Annotated in this window: 18 protein-coding genes and 1 rRNA gene; 6 read left to right on the top strand and 13 right to left on the bottom strand. The window is 64.6% G+C overall.

Features of this window, described 5'->3' with window-relative positions; translation table 11 throughout:
* Positions 1–284: 284 nt before the first annotated feature.
* Both G522_RS0107785 and G522_RS26045 read right to left on the bottom strand, forming a co-directional pair.
* Positions 285–1,538, bottom strand: a complete 1,254-nt coding sequence (locus G522_RS0107785) for an aspartate kinase (RefSeq protein WP_026790554.1) — start codon at positions 1,536–1,538, stop codon at positions 285–287.
* Between the two features lie 394 nt (positions 1,539–1,932).
* Entirely contained in the window at positions 1,933–2,865 is a 933-nt protein-coding gene (locus G522_RS26045; RefSeq protein WP_051228433.1) for an alpha/beta hydrolase, read from the bottom strand.
* A 189-nt stretch (positions 2,866–3,054) separates the two neighbouring features.
* On the opposite strand from G522_RS26045, the gene ubiG reads away from it, so the two are divergent.
* On the top strand, positions 3,055–3,810 hold the full coding sequence (ubiG, locus tag G522_RS0107775; protein WP_026790553.1) for a bifunctional 2-polyprenyl-6-hydroxyphenol methylase/3-demethylubiquinol 3-O-methyltransferase UbiG: 756 nt from the start codon (positions 3,055–3,057) through the stop codon (positions 3,808–3,810).
* 143 nt (positions 3,811–3,953) lie between these two features.
* On the opposite strand, the gene G522_RS0107770 is transcribed toward ubiG, so the two are convergent.
* The 4 genes from G522_RS0107770 to G522_RS26040 are packed head-to-tail and all read right to left on the bottom strand — an operon-like array spanning position 3,954 to position 6,429.
* Complete coding sequence (locus G522_RS0107770; RefSeq protein WP_245586620.1) at positions 3,954–4,415, bottom strand: DUF1178 family protein; 462 nt, start codon at positions 4,413–4,415, stop codon at positions 3,954–3,956.
* A 56-nt stretch (positions 4,416–4,471) separates the two neighbouring features.
* Positions 4,472–5,296 carry a carbon-nitrogen hydrolase family protein gene (locus tag G522_RS0107765; protein WP_026790551.1) on the bottom strand — a complete coding sequence of 275 codons (825 nt, stop codon included), beginning with the start codon at positions 5,294–5,296 and terminating at the stop codon, positions 4,472–4,474.
* A 9-nt stretch (positions 5,297–5,305) separates the two neighbouring features.
* Positions 5,306–5,560 carry a glutaredoxin 3 gene (gene grxC / locus G522_RS0107760; protein WP_026790550.1) on the bottom strand — a complete coding sequence of 85 codons (255 nt, stop codon included), beginning with the start codon at positions 5,558–5,560 and terminating at the stop codon, positions 5,306–5,308.
* Positions 5,561–5,607: 47 nt separating this feature from the next.
* Positions 5,608–6,429, bottom strand: a complete 822-nt coding sequence (locus G522_RS26040) for a ComF family protein (protein WP_084633003.1) — start codon at positions 6,427–6,429, stop codon at positions 5,608–5,610.
* Between the two features lie 172 nt (positions 6,430–6,601).
* On the opposite strand from G522_RS26040, the gene G522_RS0107750 reads away from it, so the two are divergent.
* Positions 6,602–7,483 carry a methyltransferase domain-containing protein gene (locus tag G522_RS0107750; RefSeq protein ID WP_026790549.1) on the top strand — a complete coding sequence of 294 codons (882 nt, stop codon included), beginning with the start codon at positions 6,602–6,604 and terminating at the stop codon, positions 7,481–7,483.
* 4 nt (positions 7,484–7,487) lie between these two features.
* Here the strand turns inward: G522_RS0107750 and G522_RS26035 are convergent, their stop codons facing one another.
* From G522_RS26035 to G522_RS26030, 4 genes are all read right to left on the bottom strand, one after another.
* Entirely contained in the window at positions 7,488–7,679 is a 192-nt protein-coding gene (locus tag G522_RS26035; protein ID WP_036838579.1) for a Flp family type IVb pilin, read from the bottom strand.
* Positions 7,680–7,783: 104 nt separating this feature from the next.
* A complete protein-coding gene (gene mutT / locus G522_RS0107740) occupies positions 7,784–8,206 on the bottom strand; it encodes an 8-oxo-dGTP diphosphatase MutT (RefSeq protein WP_026790548.1) in 423 nt (140 codons plus the stop codon).
* Positions 8,207–8,231: 25 nt separating this feature from the next.
* Positions 8,232–9,473: a bifunctional glutamate N-acetyltransferase/amino-acid acetyltransferase ArgJ gene (gene argJ / locus G522_RS0107735; RefSeq protein ID WP_026790547.1), complete on the bottom strand. Its 1,242-nt coding sequence runs from the start codon at positions 9,471–9,473 to the stop codon at positions 8,232–8,234.
* A 63-nt stretch (positions 9,474–9,536) separates the two neighbouring features.
* Positions 9,537–10,421 (bottom strand): peptidylprolyl isomerase, encoded by an 885-nt coding sequence (locus G522_RS26030; RefSeq protein ID WP_051228432.1) that lies wholly within the window; start codon positions 10,419–10,421, stop codon positions 9,537–9,539.
* 363 nt (positions 10,422–10,784) lie between these two features.
* Here G522_RS26030 and secA point away from each other — a divergent pair, with 363 nt between their 5' ends.
* From secA to clpB, 3 genes are all read left to right on the top strand, one after another.
* Positions 10,785–13,535 carry a preprotein translocase subunit SecA gene (secA, locus tag G522_RS0107725; RefSeq protein ID WP_026790546.1) on the top strand — a complete coding sequence of 917 codons (2,751 nt, stop codon included), beginning with the start codon at positions 10,785–10,787 and terminating at the stop codon, positions 13,533–13,535.
* A gap of 205 nt (positions 13,536–13,740) precedes the next feature.
* Positions 13,741–14,208, top strand: coding sequence for an Rrf2 family transcriptional regulator (locus tag G522_RS0107720; protein WP_026790545.1), 468 nt, complete (start codon positions 13,741–13,743; stop codon positions 14,206–14,208).
* Positions 14,209–14,411: 203 nt separating this feature from the next.
* Positions 14,412–17,006: an ATP-dependent chaperone ClpB gene (clpB, locus tag G522_RS0107715; RefSeq protein ID WP_026790544.1), complete on the top strand. Its 2,595-nt coding sequence runs from the start codon at positions 14,412–14,414 to the stop codon at positions 17,004–17,006.
* 74 nt (positions 17,007–17,080) lie between these two features.
* Here the strand turns inward: clpB and G522_RS0107710 are convergent, their stop codons facing one another.
* The 3 genes from G522_RS0107710 to G522_RS0107700 all read right to left on the bottom strand — a co-directional run bounded on the left by G522_RS0107710 (position 17,081) and on the right by G522_RS0107700 (position 21,026).
* The gene (locus G522_RS0107710) at positions 17,081–17,794 is read right to left on the bottom strand and encodes a DUF554 domain-containing protein (protein ID WP_026790543.1); all 714 of its coding nucleotides are present in this window, start codon (positions 17,792–17,794) and stop codon (positions 17,081–17,083) included.
* Positions 17,795–17,880: 86 nt separating this feature from the next.
* The gene (locus tag G522_RS0107705) at positions 17,881–18,879 is read right to left on the bottom strand and encodes a TerC family protein (RefSeq protein ID WP_026790542.1); all 999 of its coding nucleotides are present in this window, start codon (positions 18,877–18,879) and stop codon (positions 17,881–17,883) included.
* 167 nt (positions 18,880–19,046) lie between these two features.
* The gene (locus tag G522_RS0107700) at positions 19,047–21,026 is read right to left on the bottom strand and encodes a M23 family metallopeptidase (protein WP_036838576.1); all 1,980 of its coding nucleotides are present in this window, start codon (positions 21,024–21,026) and stop codon (positions 19,047–19,049) included.
* A 749-nt stretch (positions 21,027–21,775) separates the two neighbouring features.
* Here G522_RS0107700 and G522_RS0107695 point away from each other — a divergent pair.
* Positions 21,776–22,109, top strand: a 16S ribosomal RNA gene (locus tag G522_RS0107695); the annotation flags it as partial.

Below are 22,109 nucleotides of genomic sequence, written 5' to 3'. Positions count from 1 at the left end.
CTGCTCTCTCCCGCAGGCCGGAACGGCGCCAGGCCGGCCGACGGGCTCATTCACTCCATGACGCCAGCCCTAGCGCTTTTTGCGGCTGGCTTGAAGCCATCAATATGGCAGCATCCCTTCCGGGACCTGACGGAAAACAACTGGCTCCACCCGTTGATAAGGCCTCGCCGTGCAGGCGGCGAGGCCCTTTTCATGGAGCCTCTCACAAATCGGCGTGAGCGAGCCGAGCTTGGCGAACCGGCCCAGGGGATCCTTTGGGGACCTCTCCGGCGCCGATGCGCATGTCAGGCCTTGTCGAGGCCGTAGGCCGAATGCAGGGTGCGCACGGCGAGTTCGGTGTAAGCCTCGTCGATCAGCACGGAAATCTTGATCTCGGACGTGGTGATCGCCCGGATGTTGATGCCCTTGGCCGACAGGGCCTTGAAGGCCTGCGCGGCGACGCCGGCATGGCTGCGCATGCCGACGCCGATCACCGACACCTTGCACATGCCGGTGGTGCCCTCGAAGGTCTTGTAGCCGATCTCCACCTTCTTATCGTTGAGCACGGCGGTGGCGCGCTCGTAGTCGGTGGCCGGCAACGTGAAGGTGATGTCCGTCTCGGCGCCGTCGGCGGAGATGTTCTGAACGATCATGTCGACGTTGACGTTGGCCTCGGCCAGCGGTCCGAACACCGCGGCGGCGACGCCCGGCTGGTCCGGCACGCGGCGGATGGAGATCTGCGCCTCGTCCTTGGAGTAGGCGATACCGGTGACGACTTCCTGTTCCACGATCTCGTCCTCATCGCAAATGAGCGTTCCGAACGGGTCGCCGTTCGGCATGGTCTTGGGGTTGTTGGGGTCCTCGAAGGATGACCGCACGAAGGTGCGGACCCTGTGGACCATGGCGAGCTCGACGGAGCGCACCTGCAGTACCTTTGAGCCAAGGGATGCCATCTCCAGCATCTCCTCAAAGGAGACCTTGTCGAGACGGCGGGCCTTGGGCACGACGCGCGGGTCGGTGGTGTAGACGCCGTCAACGTCGGTGTAGATGTCGCAGCGATCGGCCTTCACCGCTGCCGCCACGGCAACCGCCGAGGTGTCGGAACCGCCACGGCCGAGCGTGGAGACGCGCCCATCCGGGCCGATGCCCTGGAATCCGGCGATGACGGCGACACGGCCGGCCTCCATCTGTTCGATGACGCGCGTGCCGTCGATCGACTGGATGCGGGCGGCGCCATGGGCGCTATCGGTGACGATCGGCAACTGCCAGCCCTGCCAGGAGCGGGCATCGATGCCCATCGCCTGCAGCGTGATGGCGAGAAGACCGCTGGTGACCTGTTCGCCGGAGGCGACGACGGCGTCGTATTCGCGCGCGTCATGCAGGGAGGAAGCACCACGGCAGAGCGCGACCAACTCGTTGGTCTTACCAGCCATGGCCGACACGACGACGGCAACCTGATGGCCGGCATCGACCTCGCGCTTCACATGGGCCGCAACATTGCGGATCCTATCGAGATCGGCGACGGAAGTGCCGCCGAATTTCATCACCAATCGAGCCATTTTCCGACGTCGTTTCCTAAGGGGCGGGAACCCCGTTGCGAGAGGTGAAAAGGCGGGCCGCCGAACGGCACCCGCAGGGCCGCGCCCTCAATACAGGAAGGTGCGCCAGCTCGCAATCACTGGCAGGCGATGCCTGCCAGTGATTGCTTGGCTTTTTTTCTTCCGCCTCAAGCGCCGGCGGGCCTCCGGCCCTTGGCTTCCGCTCCGCTTACGTCTTCAAGACGCTTCGTGTCTCGAAGACACGCTCCGCGCGGCGCCCCTTGGCGCCGGAAGTGGTTTTATTTCCTCAATCGCCGGCGGCTTCCAGCCCTTGGCTTTCGTGCTCCGCACGGGCGCCGCTTGGCGCCGGAAGCCGCTGACGCGGCTACGGGTGCGTTTGCCTGGCAGTATATGTTCAGAGACGGAAGATGGCGCGGGCCCAGGTGACGAGATGTTCGAAGAAGGGGGCTACGGCGCGGAGGCGGCCGTAGTCGCCGGCGCAGCCGTGGTGCAGGCCTTCGTAACGGCGGAAATCCAGCGTCACACCGGCGGCGGCAAGGCGGCCGGCGTAGGCCTCGCCCTCATCGCGCAACACATCGCAGCCGGCCGTCAGCAGCAAGGTGGGCGGCAGACCGGCCAGGCTTTCCGCTCTGAGTGGCGAGGCATGAGGATGGGTGCGGAGAGCCGGATCGGGCACGTAATGATCCCAGAACCAGACCATGTCGTCGGCCGTCAGGCCGAAGCCGTCGGCGAACTCGGCATAGGAAGGATGACCGGCGGCGATGTCGTCAGTCACCGGATAGATCAGCATCTGGCCGGCCAGCGTCGGTCCGCCTTCATCACGGATGCGCAGGGCCGTGACGGCAGTGAGGTTGCCACCGGCGCTGTCGCCGCCGACGATCAGCTTGGCCGGATCGATGCCGAGCTGGGCTGTGTGTGCGGCCACCCAACGGACGGCTGCGAGGCAGTCGTCGCTCGCCACCGGGAAGCGATGCTCGGGCGCCATGCGATAATCGACGGAGACGACGACGGCGCCGACGCTGGCGGCAAGGTTGCGGCAGATGTTGTCGTGAGTATCGAGCGAGCACAGCACCCAGCCGCCGCCGTGAATGTAGACAATGCCGGGCAGGGCATCGCCGTCGCCGAACGGCCGGTAGACGCGCGCCCCGATGCTGCCGCTTTGCACGGGAATGGCAACTTTCTCCACCGCCTTCACCGGCGCGCCGGCGACGCGCGGTTCAGCTTCTGCACGGGCGCGGCCGGCCTCGGCGGAAAGGTCTTTCAGGGGCGGTTCGCCGCGCGCGGCGGCGGCCGCCAGATCGGCAGCAATCTCGGGGTGAAGTGGCATCACGATCCTCCGGCTTATTTTTCACTAGTGAAGCGCTTCAGGATGGCGCCGGAAAGGCCGCCTTTCCGCTTATGACCAGAATTCGATCGACTGGCTGACGAATAAACGCCAAGGGTTGACTTGGCAGTCGGTCGGCTCGAAAAGTCGACGCTTGCCCATCCCGGCGGCAACAGCGGTGCGGAGAACCCCATGACCGAGACGAAGCGTGACAGTGTCGATCAGGCCGAAGTCGACCGCTTCTCGGCGATGGCCAGGGAGTGGTGGGACCCGAACGGCAAGTTCAAGCCGTTGCACCGGTTCAGCCCGGTCCGGCTCAATTACCTCAAGCGTGAGGTGTCCAGGCATTTCGGCCGCGACGAACGCGCCGCCGATGCCTTTACCGGCCTGTCCTTCCTGGATATCGGCTGTGGTGGCGGCCTCGTATCCGAGCCGATGGCCCGGCTGGGGGCCACCGTCACCGGCATCGATCCGTCGCCGGTCAATATCGAAGTGGCGCGGCTGCATGCCGCCGAAACCGGTGTGACGATCGATTATCGGGCGACAACGGCCGAAGAGGTGCTTGCTACCGGGGATCGTTTCGATGTGGTGCTGGCCCTTGAGGTGGTGGAGCATGTTGCCGACGTGCCGTCGTTCCTCAGTACGGTGGCCGACCTTGTGAAGCCGGGTGGCCTGGTCGTCGCGGCGACGCTCAACCGCACGCTGAAGGCGCTTGGTCTCGCCGTGGTCGGCGCCGAATATGTCCTGCGCTGGCTGCCGGTCGGCACGCACGACTGGAAGAAATTCGTCAAACCCGAGGAGCTGGAGGCGCCGCTGCAAGACGCCGGTCTGACGCTGCTCGACCGACGCGGCGTCGTGTTCGATCCCCTGCGCTTTGCCTGGAAGGAAAGCGACGACACTGACGTTAATTACATGGTACTGGCGGCTCGCCCCAAGATACCGTCTTGAAATCCTACTCCGGCGGCCGTCTGGCACGACTTTCTGCGCTTCCGGTGCTCACGGACCTTCAAGTCCGCTCCGCTCCGGTTCTCGAAAGCCATCCCAGCCGACTCGTCGGAGCGAATTTCGAAACGGTATCTGCGGCGTGACGATCAGTTCCGCTCGCCGGGCAGGACAGGCAACGGCAGGATATCGATGCCTTCCTCGACGAGGGCGCGGGCGTCATCGGCGGTGGCTTCGCCATGCACGGCACGCATCGGTGCCTCGCCGAAGTGGATGCGTCGCGCCTCCTCGGCAAAGCGCTTCCCGACATTCTCGGAGCCGTCGAGCAACGCGGCCTTGATTTCCTTGAGCTTTTCTAGAAACTCTCGCGCTTCCGGCGGAACGGTGACGAGCTGCTTATCCTGCGACGCAGCCGGCACGACGGCTTTGCTTTCCGATGTCGTGACGTTCGGCCTCATCAGCGCCTTGGTAACCGATGTCGAGCCGCATTCGGGGCAGGCGCACAGGCCGGCCGACGATTGGGCGTCGAAATCCTCCGAGGAGCGGAACCATCCCTCGAATTCATGGGCGTTGGAACAGACGAGCGAATAGCGGATCATGACTTTCAACATGGCGCGCCGGCGCGGCTATCGCAAGCCCGGCGCTATTTTTTAGGCTAAGCCGGCAATCAAAGCGTAAACCGGCGCTCGTTCTCCAACGAGGGAATGCGGGCGCGGGTCAGTTCCACTTCATCGAGGTCGATGTCGGCAACCACGATGCCGGGGTCGGCGTGGTTGGCCTCGGCGATCACTTTGCCCCAGGGACTGATGATCAGCGAATGGCCGTAGGTCTCGCGGCCGTCCTCGTGGGTACCCCCCTGGGCGGCCGATACCATGAAACAGCCATTCTCGATGGCGCGGGCGCGTTGCAGCACGTGCCAGTGCGCCTCGCCGGTCTGGCGGGTGAAGGCCGCCGGTGCGCCCATGATTTCGACGTCGGCATGGCCGTAGGCCCGGAACAACTGCGGAAAGCGCAGGTCGTAGCAGATGGCGAGGCCGATCTTGGTTCCGGCGGCTTCCACGACAATGGCGCTTTCGCCGGGCGTGTAGGCAGCGCTCTCCCGCCAGGTCTCGCCGAGCGGCAGGTCCACGTCGAACATGTGGATCTTGTCGTAGCGGGCCAGCAAGTCGCCGGCGGGGCCGAAGACATAGGCGCGGTTGGCGATCTTGCCGTCGTCGCGGCGAATGGCCAGCGAGCCGAAGTGCAGGGTGATGCCGAGCTCCTTGGCGAGCTGGGCGCCGCGCGCAACGAAGGCATCCTTGGCTTCGACTGCCAACTGGCCCAGCATGTCGGCTCGGTCGCGTTCGATGATGTTGGTCATCTCCGGCGTCTGGATGTAGGTGGCGCCGGCGCTGGCGGCGTCGCGGATCAGCGCCTCCACCTCGGGCAGGTTCTTCTGGGGATCGCGGCTCGACCGGAGTTGGACGGCGGCAACGCAGAGCGGACGCGTCATGGTGTCTCCTCAGCCGGCAAGAAGGGCGTCGAGCCGCCCTTCGTCATCGAGTGCATAGAGGTCGTCGCAGCCACCGACGTGGGTATCGCCGAGGAAGATCTGCGGGAAGGTGGTACGGCCGGAACGCTGGACCATTTCCGCCTTGAGAGCAGGATCAGCACCGGCGTGGATCTCGTTGAAAGCGGCGCCCTTCCTGGTCAGCAGCGCCTTGGCCCGCACGCAGTAGCCGCAGCCCTCGCGGGTGTAGATGGTGACCGGAACCATGGCGGACCTCCTCGGTGAGCGTTGCGAAGACGATTCTATAGCCCGCTTCAGCTTGGCGCCACAACCCGCGCCAAGGTTAGAACGTCAACCGCCGCAGCGCCAGCGTCGAGCAGAGCGCGCGTGGCGGCCTCCAGCGTGGCGCCGGTGGTCAAGACGTCGTCGATGAGAATGGGCCGGCGGCCGGCGAGAGCGGCCGTCTTGCTGGCAGGCACAACAAAGGCGCCACGCATGTTGCGCGCCCGCTCGTCGCGACCGAGCCCGACCTGCTGCGGCGTGCGGCGGGTACGCAGGAGGAGGCGCGTCGCAACCGGCACGCCGGTCAGACGGCCGACTTGCTGGGCCAAGAGGGCCGCCTGATTGAAACGGCGGTGAGCGAGGCGGCCCCAGTGCAGCGGCACCGGCACCAGCATGTCGGCATCGGCAACGAGTTCATGAGCGGCGCGGGCCATCCAAGCACCGAGCATCGGAGCGAGATCGGTGCGGTCGGCATATTTGAAGGCATGGACGAGGTCGGGCACCGGCCCCTCGTAGGAGACTGCCGAGCGGGCGCGGGCAAAGGCTGGCGGGTCGGCCACCGCAGCGGCCGAAAGGATGCCGGGTCCGAGATCGATGGGCAGCGGCGTGCCGAGCCGCTCGCACCAGGGCCGTTCGAGGAAGCGCACGCCCTGCCAACAGTCGGCGCACAAGCCACCTGCACTGCCGAGCCGGGCGCGGCACACCGGACAGGCCGGCGGCAGCACGAGGTCGGTCATCTCGCCGTAGGCCCGGCGGAACAGGCGCCCGGCCGCGGCGACAGAGCCGAAGCTCACCCTCCACCGGCGTGGAGGGGTGGCGGCAAGCGGAAGCCAGAGGTCGGAATCAGCGGTCATGATGGGTTCGGCGGGTAGGGGGCAAGTTAAGCATGGATCCATCGCCGCGCCCAGAGGTTGTGAGCGTGTGAAGGCGGGTTTGACGACCCGTTCGTCGCCGCCTATCCAAGGCGGATGTTTCACCCTTCCGCATCCGTCTTGTTCATGCGGATGCCTCAGCGGACGCCTGCCGATGACGCCCTTGATTTTCGATCGCTCTCTTCTCGCTCGCCGCCGGGCCCGGGCGCTCGCCGAACGGCGGTCGGGTGCCGATTTCCTACTGGCCCTTGCCGCTGACGATCTTGCCGATCGACTGGCTGCCGTCGAACGCCGGTTTTCGCGTGCCCTGGTTCTCGGTGATCCCACCGGCCTCCTGGCGGCGCGGATCGCTGCCGGCCGGGTCGACGAGGTGGTGCGTGCCGACTTGTTGGTGCCGGGCCTCGATGGCGGCGGCGCTCTGGTGATCGATGACGAGGCGTTGCCCTTCGCCAACGGAGCCTTCGATCTGGTCGTGTCGTCATTGTCCCTACAGTTTGCCAACGACCTGCCGGGTGCGCTGATCGAGGCGCGGCGCGTCTTGCGGTCGGATGGCCTGTTTCTCGGCGTGCTGGCCGGTGGCGACACACTGACCGAGCTTCGGCAAGCCTTCCTCACGGCGGAGAGTCGGCGCGCCGGCGGTGTGTCGCCGCGGGTTGCCCCCATGGGCGAGGTGCGGGATCTCGGTGGCCTGTTGCAGCGGGCGGGCTTTGCGCTGCCGGTGGCCGATCAGGACCGGTTGACGCTGCGCTACTCAAGCGCGCTGGCGCTGATGGACGATCTCAAGGCCATGGGGGCGACCAGCGTGCTGATCGATCGTCGGCGAGGTCTGACCGGACCGGCGCTGTTTGCCGAGGTGGCTGCGGTCTATCAGGAGATGTTCGGTGATCCGGATGGGCGTGTCCGGGCGAGCCTGACGCTGGTGTCGCTGTCGGGCTGGGCGCCGCATGAAAGCCAGCAGAAGCCCCTCAAGCCGGGCAGCGCGCAAATGCGCCTCGCCGATGCGCTGAAGGTCAATCCACCGGGGAATGACGGCTGATCGGTCAGCCCGACAATGTATCGGAAACGTAGTTGAAGGTGTTGTCGATGCGGTTGGCAACGTCTGTCAGCGATACCATACCGATTAGCGCAAGGCCGACCATCATGAGGAGGATACCGTATTCAATGGCGGTGGCGCCCTCGGTGTCGCGCAGGAAGGCATCAAGCCGGCGCTGTTCCGGACGCTTCTCCGCCATGCTGTTGCCTCTTCCCGTCTGAAAGCGCTGTCGCGGCCATCGCCGCCGACCACATGCCCAGCCTCCATTCATGCCACGAAATCATGATGATTTCGTATATGCAGTTACAAAGAACTGCTCGAAAGCGGTGACAGAAGATCAACAAGGTGGGGGATCAGCGGGGCATCGGCCGGCGGCATCGGATAGTCGCGCAGCTTTTGCGGTCGCACCCAGGCGAGCGCCTGTCCCTCACGGCCGCCGGCCTCGCCTTCCCAGCGACGGCAGACGTAGAGCGGCATCAGAAGATGGAAGTCGTCGTAAGCGTGGCTGGCGAAGGTGAGCGGGGCGAGGCAGGCATGCTTCACGGTGATGCCCAGTTCCTCGGCGAGCTCACGAATCAGCGCGTCCTCCGGCCGTTCACCTGTTTCGAGCTTGCCGCCGGGGAACTCCCACAGACCGGCGAGCGCTTTGCCCTCCGGTCTCTGCGCCAGAAGAATACGCCCGTCGGCGTCGATCAGCGCGCAGGCGACCACCAGCACCATCTTCATCGACGGCTCTCCCGGCCAATAAGGATCAGCTGCGGTAATCGCCGTTGATGGCGACATATTCTTTGGTGAGATCGCAAGTCCACACTGTCGCATGTCCCTCGCCGAGGCCGATATCGGCGCGGATGACGATCTCGTCCTTGCGCATGGCGGCCGAGGCGGCCTCCTCGGAATAGTCCGGGTCGCGCTCGCCATCGACGGCGACGCGAATGCCACCGAAGTAGACGTCGAGGCGGTCGCGATCGGCCGGCTCGCCGGCCTTGCCGACGGCCATGACGACGCGGCCCCAGTTTGCATCCTCGCCGGCCACGGCGGTCTTGACCAGCGGCGAGTTGGCGATGGAGAAGGCAATGCGCTTGGCCGATGCATTGTCGGTGGCGCCGGTGACGTTGACCTCGATGAACTTGCGGGCGCCTTCGCCGTCGCGCACCACCATCTTGGCGAGATCGAGCAAAAGCCCTTCAAGCGCTGTCCGGAAGGCGGCGAGGCGGGGATCGGCCGGGTCGGTGATGCGCGGCGCGCCGCGGCTGGCCGCCTTGCCGGTGGCAAACAGCAGCAGCGTGTCGGAGGTCGACGTGTCGCTGTCCACGGTGATGGAATTGAACGACTGCTTGGCACCCTTGGCGATCAGGTCTTGCAGCACGGGGGCGGCCAGCGGCGCGTCAGTGAAGATGAAGGACAGCATGGTGGCCATATCCGGCGCGATCATGCCGGCGCCCTTGGCCATGCCATTGATCGTCACCTGAACGCCGCCGAGATCGACGGTGGCGGTGACCACCTTCGGGAAGGTGTCGGTGGTCATGATGGCGCGGGCGGCATCGATCCACGGCGCCGGCGCCAGACGGGCAGAAAGCTCGCCGAGCACCGCCTCGAATTTCCTGGGCTCCAGCGGCTCGCCGATGACGCCCGTCGAGGCGAGAAACACCTGGCCGGCCGGCACGCCGAGGGCGGAGGCGGCATAGGCGGCGGAGGCTTCCACCGTCTCGCGGCCCTTCTTGCCGGTGAAGGCGTTGGCGTTGCCCGAATTGACCATCAGCGCCCGCGCCTTGCCGGCAGCAAGGTTGGCGCGGCACCAGTCGACCGGGGCCGACGGGCACTTGGAGGTGGTGAAGACGCCGGCTACCTCGGTCCCCTCATCGAGGGCGACCAGCAACACGTCGGTTCGGCCCTTGTACTTGATGCCGGCGGCGGCGGTCGCAAAGCGAACCCCTTCGAGGGCCGGCAGCTCAGGATAGGATTTCGGGGCGAGCGGGGACTGGGTTCCGGACATCTTCGGCTCTTCGCGAGGAGATGGAAGCCCCGGCCGACGGCGGCCGGGGCGGATCGGCGTCTGTTACTTGGCGGGAGCCGGCGTCGCCGGGGCAGCTGGCGCCGCAGCCGGAGCGGCGGTCGAATCGAGAATCTCGATCTTGGCTTCGCCGCGCATCTTGGCGAGCGTGTCCTGATACTTGTCGCGCTGGACCATCTGGATCACCTGCTCGCGCACCTGGTCGAGGGCTGGGACCGGCTGGGTGCGGCGCTCCTCGACCTTGATGATGTGGTAGCCGAACTGGGTCTTGATCGCCTTGGTCGACGTTTCGCCCGGCTTCAGCGCAAAGGCTTCTGCCTCGAATTCTGGCACCATCTGACCCTTGGCGAAGAAGCCGAGGTCGCCACCGTTGTCCTTGGAGCCGGGGTCCAGCGACTTCTCCTTGGCGATGGCCTGGAAATCGCCGCCGTCGGCGAGCTGCTTGAGGACCGCATTGGCTTCGTCTTCGGTCTTCACGAGGATGTGACGGGCGTGCACTTCTTCAGGAGCGACGTAACCGGCGATATCCTTTTCGTAGCGCGCCTTGATCTCGTCGTCGGAGATTTTGCCCTGCACCTGGTCTTCCACATAGGTGTTGCGCAGCGCCTGCGCCTCAAGGAAGGCCATGCGCGCCTTGTATTTCGGGCTGTCGGCGGTGCCGGCGGCCAGCGCCGCGTCGGCCATGACGTGCATGTCGACCAGCGCGCTGACGATCATCGAGCGGCGCTGCGCCTCAGGGACCTGGGCAAGCTGCTCGCCGAACACATCGGTGGCCATCTGCACTTCGGCGGCAGTGATATCCTTGCCGTTGACGCGGGCCACCACGTCGTCGGCCGCCGAGGCCGGCAGCATGGAAAGCGGCAGCGCGATGAGGGCGGCGGCGAGAAGACCAAGGCGACCGCGAGCGCCGGTTGCGGGAGCAAAGTTCATCGGGACGATCCTGTCTTCGGTCCGGCACCCGGGAGATCGGGCCGGCACCGTGATGGCAGCCCTATAGCGCGCTCGGGGCGCTGCGGCAAATTCTCCGTGATGGAACGGGACAAAAAACGCCTCTCGCTGACAGCCGGTGCGGGCGTCAGTCGGAGGGGTGAAGCCGACGAACCGCGCCATAGCCAGAAGCGCCGATTCCGGCCATCCGGATGGGGCCAGCGTTGACATATCTCCGACCCCGCCATAGATGGAGCGTGGCTCGGCAGGTCGGGCGAACGGTTGGCCCCAGAACCAAACGCTGGGCGTTGCTGTTTCCCTTTCCCGCACCTGCACACGGAATTCTGATCGAAGGGATGGGCTGCCATGGTCGGCCTCGGCGGATTAGCACGCAAGATTTTCGGTTCGGCGAATGATCGTCGTATCCGCTCCTACCGCCCCGCCGTGCAGGCGATCGGCGCGCTCGAGAAAGAGATGGAGGCGCTTTCCGATGAGGCGCTGGCCGGCAAGACCATCGAGTTCCGCGAGAAACTCGCCGCCGGTGCCGAGCTCGATACGCTTCTCGAGCCTGCCTTCGCCGTCGTCCGCGAGGCGGCCAAGCGTGCCCTTGGTCAGCGCCACTTCGACGTGCAGCTGATCGGCGGCATGGTCCTCAACGATGGCGACATCGCCGAGATGAAGACCGGCGAAGGCAAGACGCTGGTGGCAACGCTCGCCGTCTATCTCAACGCGCTGCCGGGCAAGGGCGTTCACGTCGTCACCGTCAACGACTACCTCGCCAGCCGCGATGCGGAATGGATGGGGCGCGTCTATAAATTCCTCGGCCTTACCGTCGGCATCATCGTCCACGGCCTGTCGGACGACGAACGTCGTGCCGCCTATGCCTGCGACATCACCTACGCCACCAACAACGAACTCGGCTTCGATTATCTGCGCGATAACATGAAGTACGAGAAGGCGCAGATGGTCCAGCGTGGTCACTACTACGCCATCGTCGACGAGGTGGACTCGATCCTGGTCGATGAGGCGCGCACGCCGCTGATCATCTCCGGTCCGCTGGAGGATCGCTCCGAGTTCTACAACACCATGGACACGTTCATCCCCGGCATCGCCGACGAGGATTTCGAGGTCGATGAAAAGCAGCGCACGGCGATCTTCTCGGAGATCGGTACCGAGCGGATGGAAGAGCGGCTCAGGGCAGCGGGTCTTCTCAAGGGCAACTCGCTCTACGACGTCGAGAACGTCTCCGTCGTCCACCACCTCAACCAGGCGCTTCGGGCGCACAAGCTGTTCCAGCGCGATCGCGACTACATCGTCAAAGACAACGAAGTGGTCATCATCGACGAGTTCACCGGCCGCATGATGCCGGGCCGCCGCTATTCGGACGGCCTGCACCAGGCGCTGGAGGCCAAGGAGCATGTGCGCATCCAGCCGGAGAACCAGACGCTCGCCTCGATCACCTTCCAGAACTATTTCCGCATGTACGACAAGCTCGCCGGCATGACCGGCACGGCTTCGACGGAAGCGGACGAATTCGCCGACATCTACGATCTCGAAGTCGTCGAGATCCCGACACACCGGCCGATCTCCCGTATCGACGACCATGACGAGGTCTACCGGACCGTCGAGGAAAAATACGCGGCGATCATCGAGACCATCCGCGCCTGCAAGGAAAAGGGCCAGCCGATTCTGGTTGGCACCACCTCCATCGAGAAGTCCGAGCAGCTGGCCGATCTCCTTCAGAAGCGTGGCTTCCAGCAGAGCGATCCGGACGTGCTGATGGACGGCGACAAGCCGGTGTTCCAGGTGCTCAACGCCCGCTACCACGAGCAGGAAGCCTACATCATCTCGCAGGCGGGCCTGCCGGGCGCCGTGACGATCGCCACCAACATGGCTGGTCGCGGTACCGACATCCAACTCGGCGGCAACGCCGACATGCTGATCGCCCGCAAGCTTGCCGACGTGCCGCCGGGACCGGAGCGCGATGCCCGCGAGGCGAAGATTCGTGAGGATGTCGCCCGGCTCAAGGAAAAGGCGCTGGCCGCTGGCGGTCTGTTCGTGCTGGGCACCGAGCGCCATGAGAGCCGCCGCATCGACAACCAGTTGCGTGGCCGCTCCGGCCGCCAGGGCGACCCCGGCCAGTCACGCTTCTACCTGTCGCTTCAGGACGACCTGATGCGCATCTTCGGCTCCGACCGTATGGACGGCATGCTGCAGAAGCTCGGCTTGAAGGATGGCGAGGCCATCATTCACCCGTGGATCAACAAGGCTCTGGAAAAGGCGCAGCAGAAGGTCGAAGCGCGCAACTTCGACATCCGCAAGAACCTCCTCAAGTTCGACAACGTCATGAACGATCAGCGCAAGGTGATCTTCGAGCAGCGTATCGAGCTGATGACCGAGGAGAGCGTCGCCGACACCGTCGCCGACATGCGGCGCGAGGTGATCTCCGCCCTGGTGGCCAAGCATATTCCCGAGAACGCCTACGCAGAGCAGTGGGACGTCAAGGGTCTGCACGACGCCGTGGTGGAAACCCTCAACATCAACGTTCCCATTCCCGACTGGGCCAAGGAAGAGGGCATCGCCGACCAGGAGATCGAGGAACGCCTCGTCGCGGCTGCCGATGCTGATTTTGCTGCCCGCGAGGAGCGCGTCGGCGTCGAGCTGATGCGCCGGGTCGAGAAGGCCATCCTGCTGCAGACGCTGGACAACCTCTGGCGCGAGCATCTTGCCCACCTCGACCATCTGCGTTCGGTGATCGGCTTCCGCGGCTATGCCCAGCGCGATCCGCTCAACGAATACAAGACCGAGGCTTTCTCGCTGTTCGAGGCGCTGCTCAACGATCTGCGCCGCCAGGTGACGGCGAACCTGTCGCGCGTCGAGATTCGGGAGGCTCCGCCCGAAACGCCCACCTTCAACGAGGAGGCGCTGTCGGCCCATCACGTCGATCCGGCGACGGGCCTCGATCAGGAGGCGGCAGCTCCGGCATCGGCCTTTGTCGCCGCTGCAGTCGACCGCGATCCCAACGATCCCACCACCTGGGGTCATGTCGGCCGCAACGAGCCTTGCCCCTGCGGTTCCGGCAAGAAATTCAAGCACTGCCACGGCCAGTTCGCCTGAGGGCCGGCCAATCGGCCGGGAGGCAGAGACCTTCCGGCCGGATGACGGGTATCGACTAGACAATTCGTCGATATTTTTGCCCAAAAGGCTGCCAGGAAAAGCTGATCAGCAATTGCACGAATTATGTCCGGCGACGCAAAGGCGCATGCTGCACCTGAACAATTAATCTTGACTTTTAGTGTCAGCTCTTTAATCAGATGGTGTCATGCGCCTTACCCAAGCCACCAATTACTCGATCAGGGTGCTGCTCTATTGCGCGGTGAATCCCGACCGCCCGAGCCGCGTCGCTGACATCGCCGCCACCTTCGACATGTCGGAGACGCACCTGTTCAAGATTTTGAAGGTGCTGGTGGATCACAAGTTCATCGAGACCATTCGGGGTCGCCACGGCGGCCTGAAGCTCGGCCGACCGGCCGAGGAGATCAAGCTCGGCGACGTCATTGCCGCCACCGAGGAGAGCTTCCAGATGGCGGAATGCTTCTCCGAGGAGGGGCATAAGGACTGCCCGCTGATCCTCTCCTGCGAATACAACCGCGTGCTGCGCGAGGCGCTCGGCGCCTTCTTCGCCGTGCTCGACCGCTATACGGTGGCCGACATTGCCAAGGACCGTTCGATGCTACGCGGCGCGCTCGGTATCGACGACCTTCTGCACGGAGCGCTGGCCAGCGCCTGATCCCGCATTTCGCGGCGTTTATTAAGCCCGTCCGGCGGTTTCCGTCGCGGCGGGCTTTGTCTTTATCCGAGCCCCTTTTCGGCGCTCGCCTCGTTCCCCATATTGGTCGGCAAGGGGCAAGGGTGATGACCTAAGCTCACGATATCCAGACGCTTCCACCGGGCTTCGGACGGAGGAGGCGGGCTCCAGGAAAGGATGTCCAGATGAATTTCGACAAATACACCGAGCGGGCGCGTGGTTTCGTCCAGTCGGCGCAGACCATGGCGCTGGGTCGTGGCCATCAGCAGTTCGCGCCGGAGCATCTTTTGAAGGTGCTGCTCGATGATCCCGAGGGCATGGCCTCCGGTCTGATCAATGCCGCTGGTGGCGACGCCGGCCGGGCGCTGTCGGCCGTCGATCGGGCGCTCGACGCCATGCCGCGCGTTTCGGGCGGCAATGGCCAGCTTTACCTCACGGCCCCGACGGCCAAGGTGTTCTCCACCGCCGAGGCGCTGGCCGACAAGGCGGGCGACAGCTTCGTCACCGTCGAGCGGTTGTTGATCGCGCTGGCGATCGAAACCGAAGCCGGAACGGCCAAGATCCTGAAAGACGCAGGCGTCACCGCCAACGCCCTCAACGCGGCGGTCAACGAGATCCGCAAGGGCCGCACTGCCGACAGCGCATCGGCCGAGAGCGGTTATGACGCGCTGAAGAAATATGCCCGCGACCTGACCAAGGCGGCGCGTGACGGCAAGCTCGATCCGGTGATCGGCCGCGACGAGGAAATCCGCCGCACCATCCAGGTGCTCAGTCGCCGCACTAAGAACAACCCGGTGCTGATCGGTGAGCCGGGCGTCGGCAAGACGGCCATCGCCGAGGGTCTGGCGTTGCGCATCGTCAATGGCGACGTGCCGGAAAGCCTCAAGGACAAGGAACTGCTCGCCCTTGACATGGGCGCGCTGATCGCTGGCGCGAAATATCGCGGTGAATTCGAGGAACGCCTCAAGGCGGTGCTGTCGGAAGTGACGGCGGCGAACGGCGGCGTCATCCTGTTCATCGACGAGATGCATACGCTGGTCGGTGCCGGCAAGGCGGACGGCGCGATGGACGCCTCCAACCTTCTGAAGCCCGCCCTGTCGCGCGGCGAACTGCACTGCGTCGGCGCCACCACGCTCGACGAGTACCGCAAGTATGTCGAGAAGGATGCGGCGCTGGCCCGGCGCTTCCAGCCGGTGTTCGTCGACGAGCCGACGGTGGCCGATACCGTCTCGATCCTGCGCGGCATCAAGGAAAAATACGAGCAGCATCACAAGGTGCGCATCACCGACGCGGCGTTGGTCGCGGCGGCGACACTCAGCAACCGCTACATCACCGACCGCTTCCTGCCCGACAAGGCCATCGACCTTGTCGACGAAGCGGGATCGCGCCTCAGGATGCAGGTGGATTCCAAGCCGGAGGAACTCGACGAGATCGACCGGCGGGTGATCCAGCTGAGGATCGAGCAGGAAGCGCTGAAGAAGGAAACCGACGCCGCCTCGCGCGATCGGCTGGAGCGCCTCGAGCGCGAGCTGGCCGACCTCGAGCAGGAGTCGGCAGCGCTGACAGCCCGCTGGAAGTCGGAGAAGGACAAGCTCGGCCACGCGGCGGAGCTGAAGCGCCGGCTCGACGAAGCCCGCAACGATCTGGCCATTGCCCAGCGCAAGGGTGAGTATCAGCGGGCCGGTGAGCTGACCTATGGCGTCATCCCGGGTATCGAAGCCGAATTGAAAGCGATCGAGGCCGCGGCAGGGCAGGGCGATGGCATGCTGGAAGAGGCGGTGACGCCCGACCACGTGGCGCAGGTCGTCTCGCGCTGGACCGGCGTTCCGGTCGACAAGATGCTGGAAGGCGAGCGCGAGAAGCTCTTGCGGATGGAAGACGAGCTGGCCAAGCGCGTCGTCGGCCAGGCCGAGGCGGTGCATGCCGTCTCGACGGCTGTCCGCCGGGCGCGCGCCGGCCTGCAGGATCCCAACCGGCCGATCGGCTCGTTCATGTTCCTCGGCCCCACCGGCGTCGGCAAGACCGAACTGACCAAGGCGCTCGCCGCCTATCTGTTCGACGACGAGCATGCCATGGTCCGGATCGACATGTCCGAATACATGGAGAAGCATTCGGTCAGTAGACTGATCGGCGCGCCTCCGGGCTATGTCGGCTATGACGAGGGCGGCGCGCTCACCGAGGCGGTGCGGCGCCGGCCTTATCAGGTGGTGCTGTTCGACGAGGTCGAGAAGGCGCATCCGGACGTCTTCAACGTGCTGCTGCAGGTGCTCGACGACGGGCGGCTGACCGACGGTCAGGGCCGCACGGTGGACTTCAAGAACACGCTGATCATCCTGACGTCCAACCTTGGCTCGGAATATCTCGCCAACCAGAAGGAAGGCGAGGACGTCGATGCGGTGCGCGAACAGGTGATGGCTGTGGTGCGCTCGGCCTTCCGGCCGGAGTTCCTCAACCGGCTCGATGAGATCGTGCTGTTCCATCGCCTGAAGCGGACCGAGATGGGTGCCATCGTCGATATCCAGCTCAAGCGCCTCGAGACGCTCCTGGAGGATCGCAAGGTGACGCTTACCCTCGACGACAGCGCCCGGACTTGGCTCGCCGACAAGGGCTACGATCCGGTCTATGGCGCGCGGCCGCTGAAGCGGGTCATCCAGCGCCAGCTGCAGGATCCGCTGGCCGAGCGCATCCTGGCCGGCCATGTCCGCGACGGCGACACGGTAGCGGTGACCGGCGGCAGCGACCGGTTGCTGTTCTCGGAGGTCCGCGACGTTGCGGCGTAAAAAGGCTTGGGCGGCCTAAGCGACGTCAGCCTGAAAATATCAGGCCGGCCGGGGCAACTCGGCCGGCTTTCTATTTAGAAGGCCATCGACCATAGCACCGATACCGGCATGGCGAGCAGCAGGCCCGGCAGCATGTTGCCGATCGGGAACATCTTGATGCCGCAGATACGAAGGCCGGTGGCCAGCATCATCACGCCGCCGGTGGCCGAGAAGTCGGCAACCATTTCCGGCGTCGTCAGCGGCATCAACAAGGTGGCGCCGAAGGCCAAGGCGAGCTGAATGGCCATCTGCGGGATGGCGATGGTGGCGACCGACAGGCCGAGCGTCGTCGCGAAAATGGCGGCGGTTGGCAGGTCGAGGAAGGCCTTGGCGATCAGCACGCTCGGATCGTGCGTCATCCCCTCGTTGAGCGCGCCGAAGATACCGGCACCGGACGCGCAGAACAGGACGAGAATGGCAACGAAGCTCTCGATGAAGGCTTCGTGGGAAATACCGTGCGGCGTCTTGGCCACCTTCTCGACCAGGCGCTTGGCAAGGCCTCCGATCAGGGCGAGGCCGTTCTCGATGCGGACGAGTTCGCCGATCAGCGCGCCGAGCACCGTGGCGATCACCATGACCGGCATGTGAGCGACGCGGCCGATGAGCACCACGCCCATGGCCATCGAGGAAACGCCGAAGGCGAGCGGCATGCCGGTCCTGAGGCGTTCCGGCATGCGATGGGCGATGAGCGCGCCGCCGAGAGCGCCGAGGATGATGGCGGCGCCGTTGATAAAGGGCCCGATGATCATGAGGCCGTTCCGTTTGGGTCGGCCTTCTATAGCGCTCCGGCTGACAATCGCCAGCCGGCTCACTCCGATTTGATGATGTCTTTCAACTATTTCGAGGCGAGTTCCGGGCCTTTCGCTTCCTGCCGCGTTTTCAGAAGGCTGACCACGACGCCGCCGGCGATCAGTGCGAAGGTGACGCCGAGCGAAATGACCGCCGGGAATTTTTCAAGGCCCATGAGCTCGGCAATGAACACCTTGCTGCCGATGAACACCAGCACCAGGGCCAGCGCCGGTTTCAGATAGCGGAAGCGATGGATCATCGCGGCGAGCGCGAAATAGAGAGCGCGCAGGCCGAGGATGGCGAAGATGTTCGAGGTGTAGATGACGAAGGCGTCGGTGGTGATGGCAAAGATGGCCGGCACGGAGTCGACGGCGAAGATGATGTCGGCCGCCTCGATCAGCACCAGAGCGAGGAACAGCGGCGTCGCGTGCCATGCGAGGCGACCGCTGCCGGCGAGGGGCTTCCGGACGAAGAAATGGTCGCCCTCAAGCTGGTCGGTGACGTTGAGGCGGCGGCGCAGAAAGCCGACCAGCGGGTTCTTGGCGAGGTCGTGCTCCTTGTCTTCGGTCAGCAGCATCTTGATGCCGGTGAGCACCAGGAAGGCGGCGAACAGGTAGAGGATCCAATGGAACTCGGCGACCAGGGTGGCGCCGGCGCCGATCATGATGCCGCGCAGCACGATGACGCCGAGGATACCCCAGAACAGTGCCCGATGCTGGTAGTGCCGGGGAATGGCGAAGAAGGAGAAGATCAGCGCGATGACGAAGATGTTGTCGAGCGCCAGCGTCTTCTCGATGACAAAGCCGGTGAGATAGGCAAGGCCCGCGTCGGCACCGATGTGCCACCAGACGAAGCCGCCGAACGTCAGGCCGATGGCGATGTAGCCGCCGGACATGACCAGGCTTTGCCGGATGGAAATCTCCTCCGACTTGCGATGGAGAACGCCGAGGTCGAAGGCGAGCAGCAGGGCGACGAGGGCGAGGAAGGCCAGCCAGAGATAGAGTGGCGTGCCAAGCCACGGCGTGGCGAGGAGGGTAAGGTCCACGGTCAAAACTCTGCCGGCGAAATGCGTCGACAAAGGTCCGACATCGCAGATGCGCCGGCGGCTTCTGCCAGAGGGGCCCGGACCTAACGGGTCTCGGCTGACATGGGGCGGCGGCTATGAACGTTCAAGGGGGCAGACTCGGATCTGCGGGCGCGGACGCTGGCCGCTTAACCGCCGTTTGCCGAGACCGTCGAGGCGCGGGCCGTCTGGCTGTCGCCTGCCAAGAGCGTGTCGACACGAGTGCGCTCGGACTGGAAGGCGGCAAGCACGTCGCCGTCGAGCGTGCGGCCCTGCGGCAGCTTGATGCGGAGCGGATCGACCGGCGTGCCGTTGACGTGCACCTCGTAATGGAGATGCGGCCCCGTGGACAGACCGGTGGTGCCGACATAGCCGATCACCTGGCCCTGGCGGACGCGGACGCCTTCCTTGATGCCCTTGGCGAAGCCCGTCTGGTGGGCATAGGCGCTGGCGTAGCCGTTGGTGTGCTGGACTTCGATGTAGTTGCCGTAGCCGTTCTTCCAGCGGGCATAGGTGACGATGCCGTCACCGGCCGCCATGATCGGCGTGCCGCGCGGGGCCGCCCAGTCGACGCCGGTGTGCATGCGGGTAACGCCGAGCAGCGGATGGTTGCGGGCCCCGAAGCCCGAACGGAAGGTGCCGCCCGACATCGGCTTGCGCATCAGGAACTTCTTGGCGCTCTTGCCGCTGTCGTCATAGTAGTCGACCGTGCCGTCATCGGGCGCGCGGTAGCGATAGAAGCGGCGTTCTTTGCCGCCGAGGGTGATCGAGGTAAAGACGATCTCGCCGTTATCGGTTTCCTCGCCGTTGTCGCCGAGGGTGTAGACCATCTGGAAGCTGTCACCCGGCTGGATGCGGGTGTTGAAGTCGAGGTCGAAGGAAAAGACGCGAACCAACTCGTCGATGAGGGCCGGCGGCACGCCATTCTTGAGCGACGTCTCGTAGAGGCTTTCGTAAAGGCGTGGCCGCGGGCTGTTCTCGTCGCCATCAGCGCCGCTACTGGCCTGTTCGGTGGCTGGCGGTTCATCGACGCCGATATAGCTGCCGTCATCGCCGAGGCCTACCGAACCGAGATGGCCGCCATCGCGATAGACCGAGACGAGGATGGGCCGGTAACGCGCCGTCTCGTCGTCCGGATCGGGGGCGAGACGGATGCGCACTTCGTCGCCGACTTTCAGGAGACGCAACCGGTCCGCCTTGTGGAAGGCCAGCACGATGTCGCCAGCTTCGTCGTCGGTCGCCTCGTTGTCGGTCAGGAGCTGTTCGAGCGGCTCATCGGTTTCGACGGCGACGCGGCGATCCTCGTAGGCATTGCCGCCACCGGCCGCCGCCGCCGGTTCGGCTGTGGTGGTCGGCACGAAGGAGACGTTCTCGGGGATGATGCGAACGCCGAACTGATCGAGCGAGGAGGGTTCGGCAAAGCCGAAGTCGAAGCGCGACTGATCGATCGGCGACAGCGAGGCGGTCTTGACGTTGGTGCCGTTGAGGAAGCTCGCCGCTTCGCGCACGATCCGCTCGGTCTGGGCGATATCGAGCGGAATGGACGCCTCAAGGTTCGGGTCGTTCACCGGGAAGTCGGTGACCTTCAGCATCATGTCGCCTTCGACAGCGGCGCCATAAAGCGTCGCTTCGCCGCCTTCCGAGGTACCGGCGTTGGCGTCGGCGAAAATGCGCAGCGGATTGTAAGGCGGAATGGGGTCGGTGATCTCGGCCATGTCCGAGACGAGAGGCGTCGACACCTTGGCGAAGGGCTTCAGTCTGATGATGTCGTGTTCGCCGTCCTTGGCAATGGTCGACACCTTGAGGATCTGTCGGGCCGGTTCGACGTTGGCTTCCTGGACCGGGAAATCGCTCTTGGCGATCATCTCATCATCGGGCGTCGGCACGACCACGGCGGAGCGGGTGACTGTGCCGGAAGGTTCGGCAATGGTCTCGCGGCCATCGAAAGCGGCATAGAGTGCGCCGCCCATCAGAAAGGTCGAGGCGAAGGTGGCGAGCACCGTGCCGGTCAGCCAGCGGATCGACACGCCGCGGCGGTCGGGAAGACCTCGGGCACCGGACGTCAGGAGCGGCGGCAGATCGCCGAGCTCAACGCTATCGTTCCGGTGCAGGGGACGCGCGGCATTCATGGATGGTGTCTTGCTTCCGCCCGTTGATCTTGTTGGAGCGCTTAGGCCTGTCTCGCGAACACGTTGAGCCTGGCGCTTTCCTTAAGGTGGCGGTGACTTTGCCGCCCGGTGTCGCGGCTTGTCAATGTCGGCTCCGCCGGTGGCGATGCTTCTCCTGAGAAAAGCGTCTGCCATTTAACTCCGTCGGTGAAAAATGGGGCGGGAGTTGGGCGTTGGCAGGCGGAAAGCCCGGTTCTGAGGGAAGTTTGCCGGCTGGCGAAAAATAAGGCAGAGAAAAGTTCGATGAAATTGTCGGCAACTTACCCGGCTTTGGTCGATCCATCTCCAAAATGTCCCGGAATTCAGCCGAAAGTCGACTATCGCTGCTTAAAAACGCGTGTCACAAGACCGTGTTGACAGGCTTTGTCGTGCCCCCTATAAGCACGTTCATCGACGGCGGCGCTGCAGCGACGTGGCACCGGCGGATTTCTGTTGCCGGATCCTGGCGGTAAGTTGGGGTTTCGGGCGGCGGGGTTTGAGGGGCTTAGTTCCTCTCTGTTCTTTGACAAGTGAATAGGAAGAAAGAGAAACGTGGCCGGCGCTTAGGGCTCGTCGGCACGGGATCGATCCTTCGGGATTGGGTCGTGCCAAGAAGAGCTAAAGAACCGGATTTACGTTTCTTGAATAAGGACCGTTTTGGCTTTGTCCGAAAGGATGGAGTTGGAATGGACCTCGTCAAGTTTAACTTGTGAATTCGGGAAAGAACTCTTGAACATGAGAGTTTGATCCTGGCTCAGAACGAACGCTGGCGGCAGGCTTAACACATGCAAGTCGAACGCTCGTAGCAATACGGGAGTGGCAGACGGGTGAGTAACGCGTGGGAACATACCCTTTGGTTCGGAATAACTGAGAGAAATTTCAGCTAATACCGGATGTGCCCTTCGGGGGAAAGATTTATCGCCAAAGGATTGGCCCGCGTCTGATTAGCTAGTTGGTGAGGTAACGGCTCACCAAGGCGACGATCAGTAGCTGGTCTGAGAGGATGATCAGCCACACTGGGACTGAGACACGGCCCAGACTCCTACGGGAGGCAGCAGTGGGGAA

It is taken from the genome of Pleomorphomonas oryzae DSM 16300 (genome assembly GCF_000422965.1).
GTDB classification, from domain to species: Bacteria; Pseudomonadota; Alphaproteobacteria; order Rhizobiales; family Pleomorphomonadaceae; genus Pleomorphomonas; species Pleomorphomonas oryzae.
Note: the sequence above shows the minus strand (reverse complement) of the source record. Positions and strands in the feature narration are given on the sequence as shown.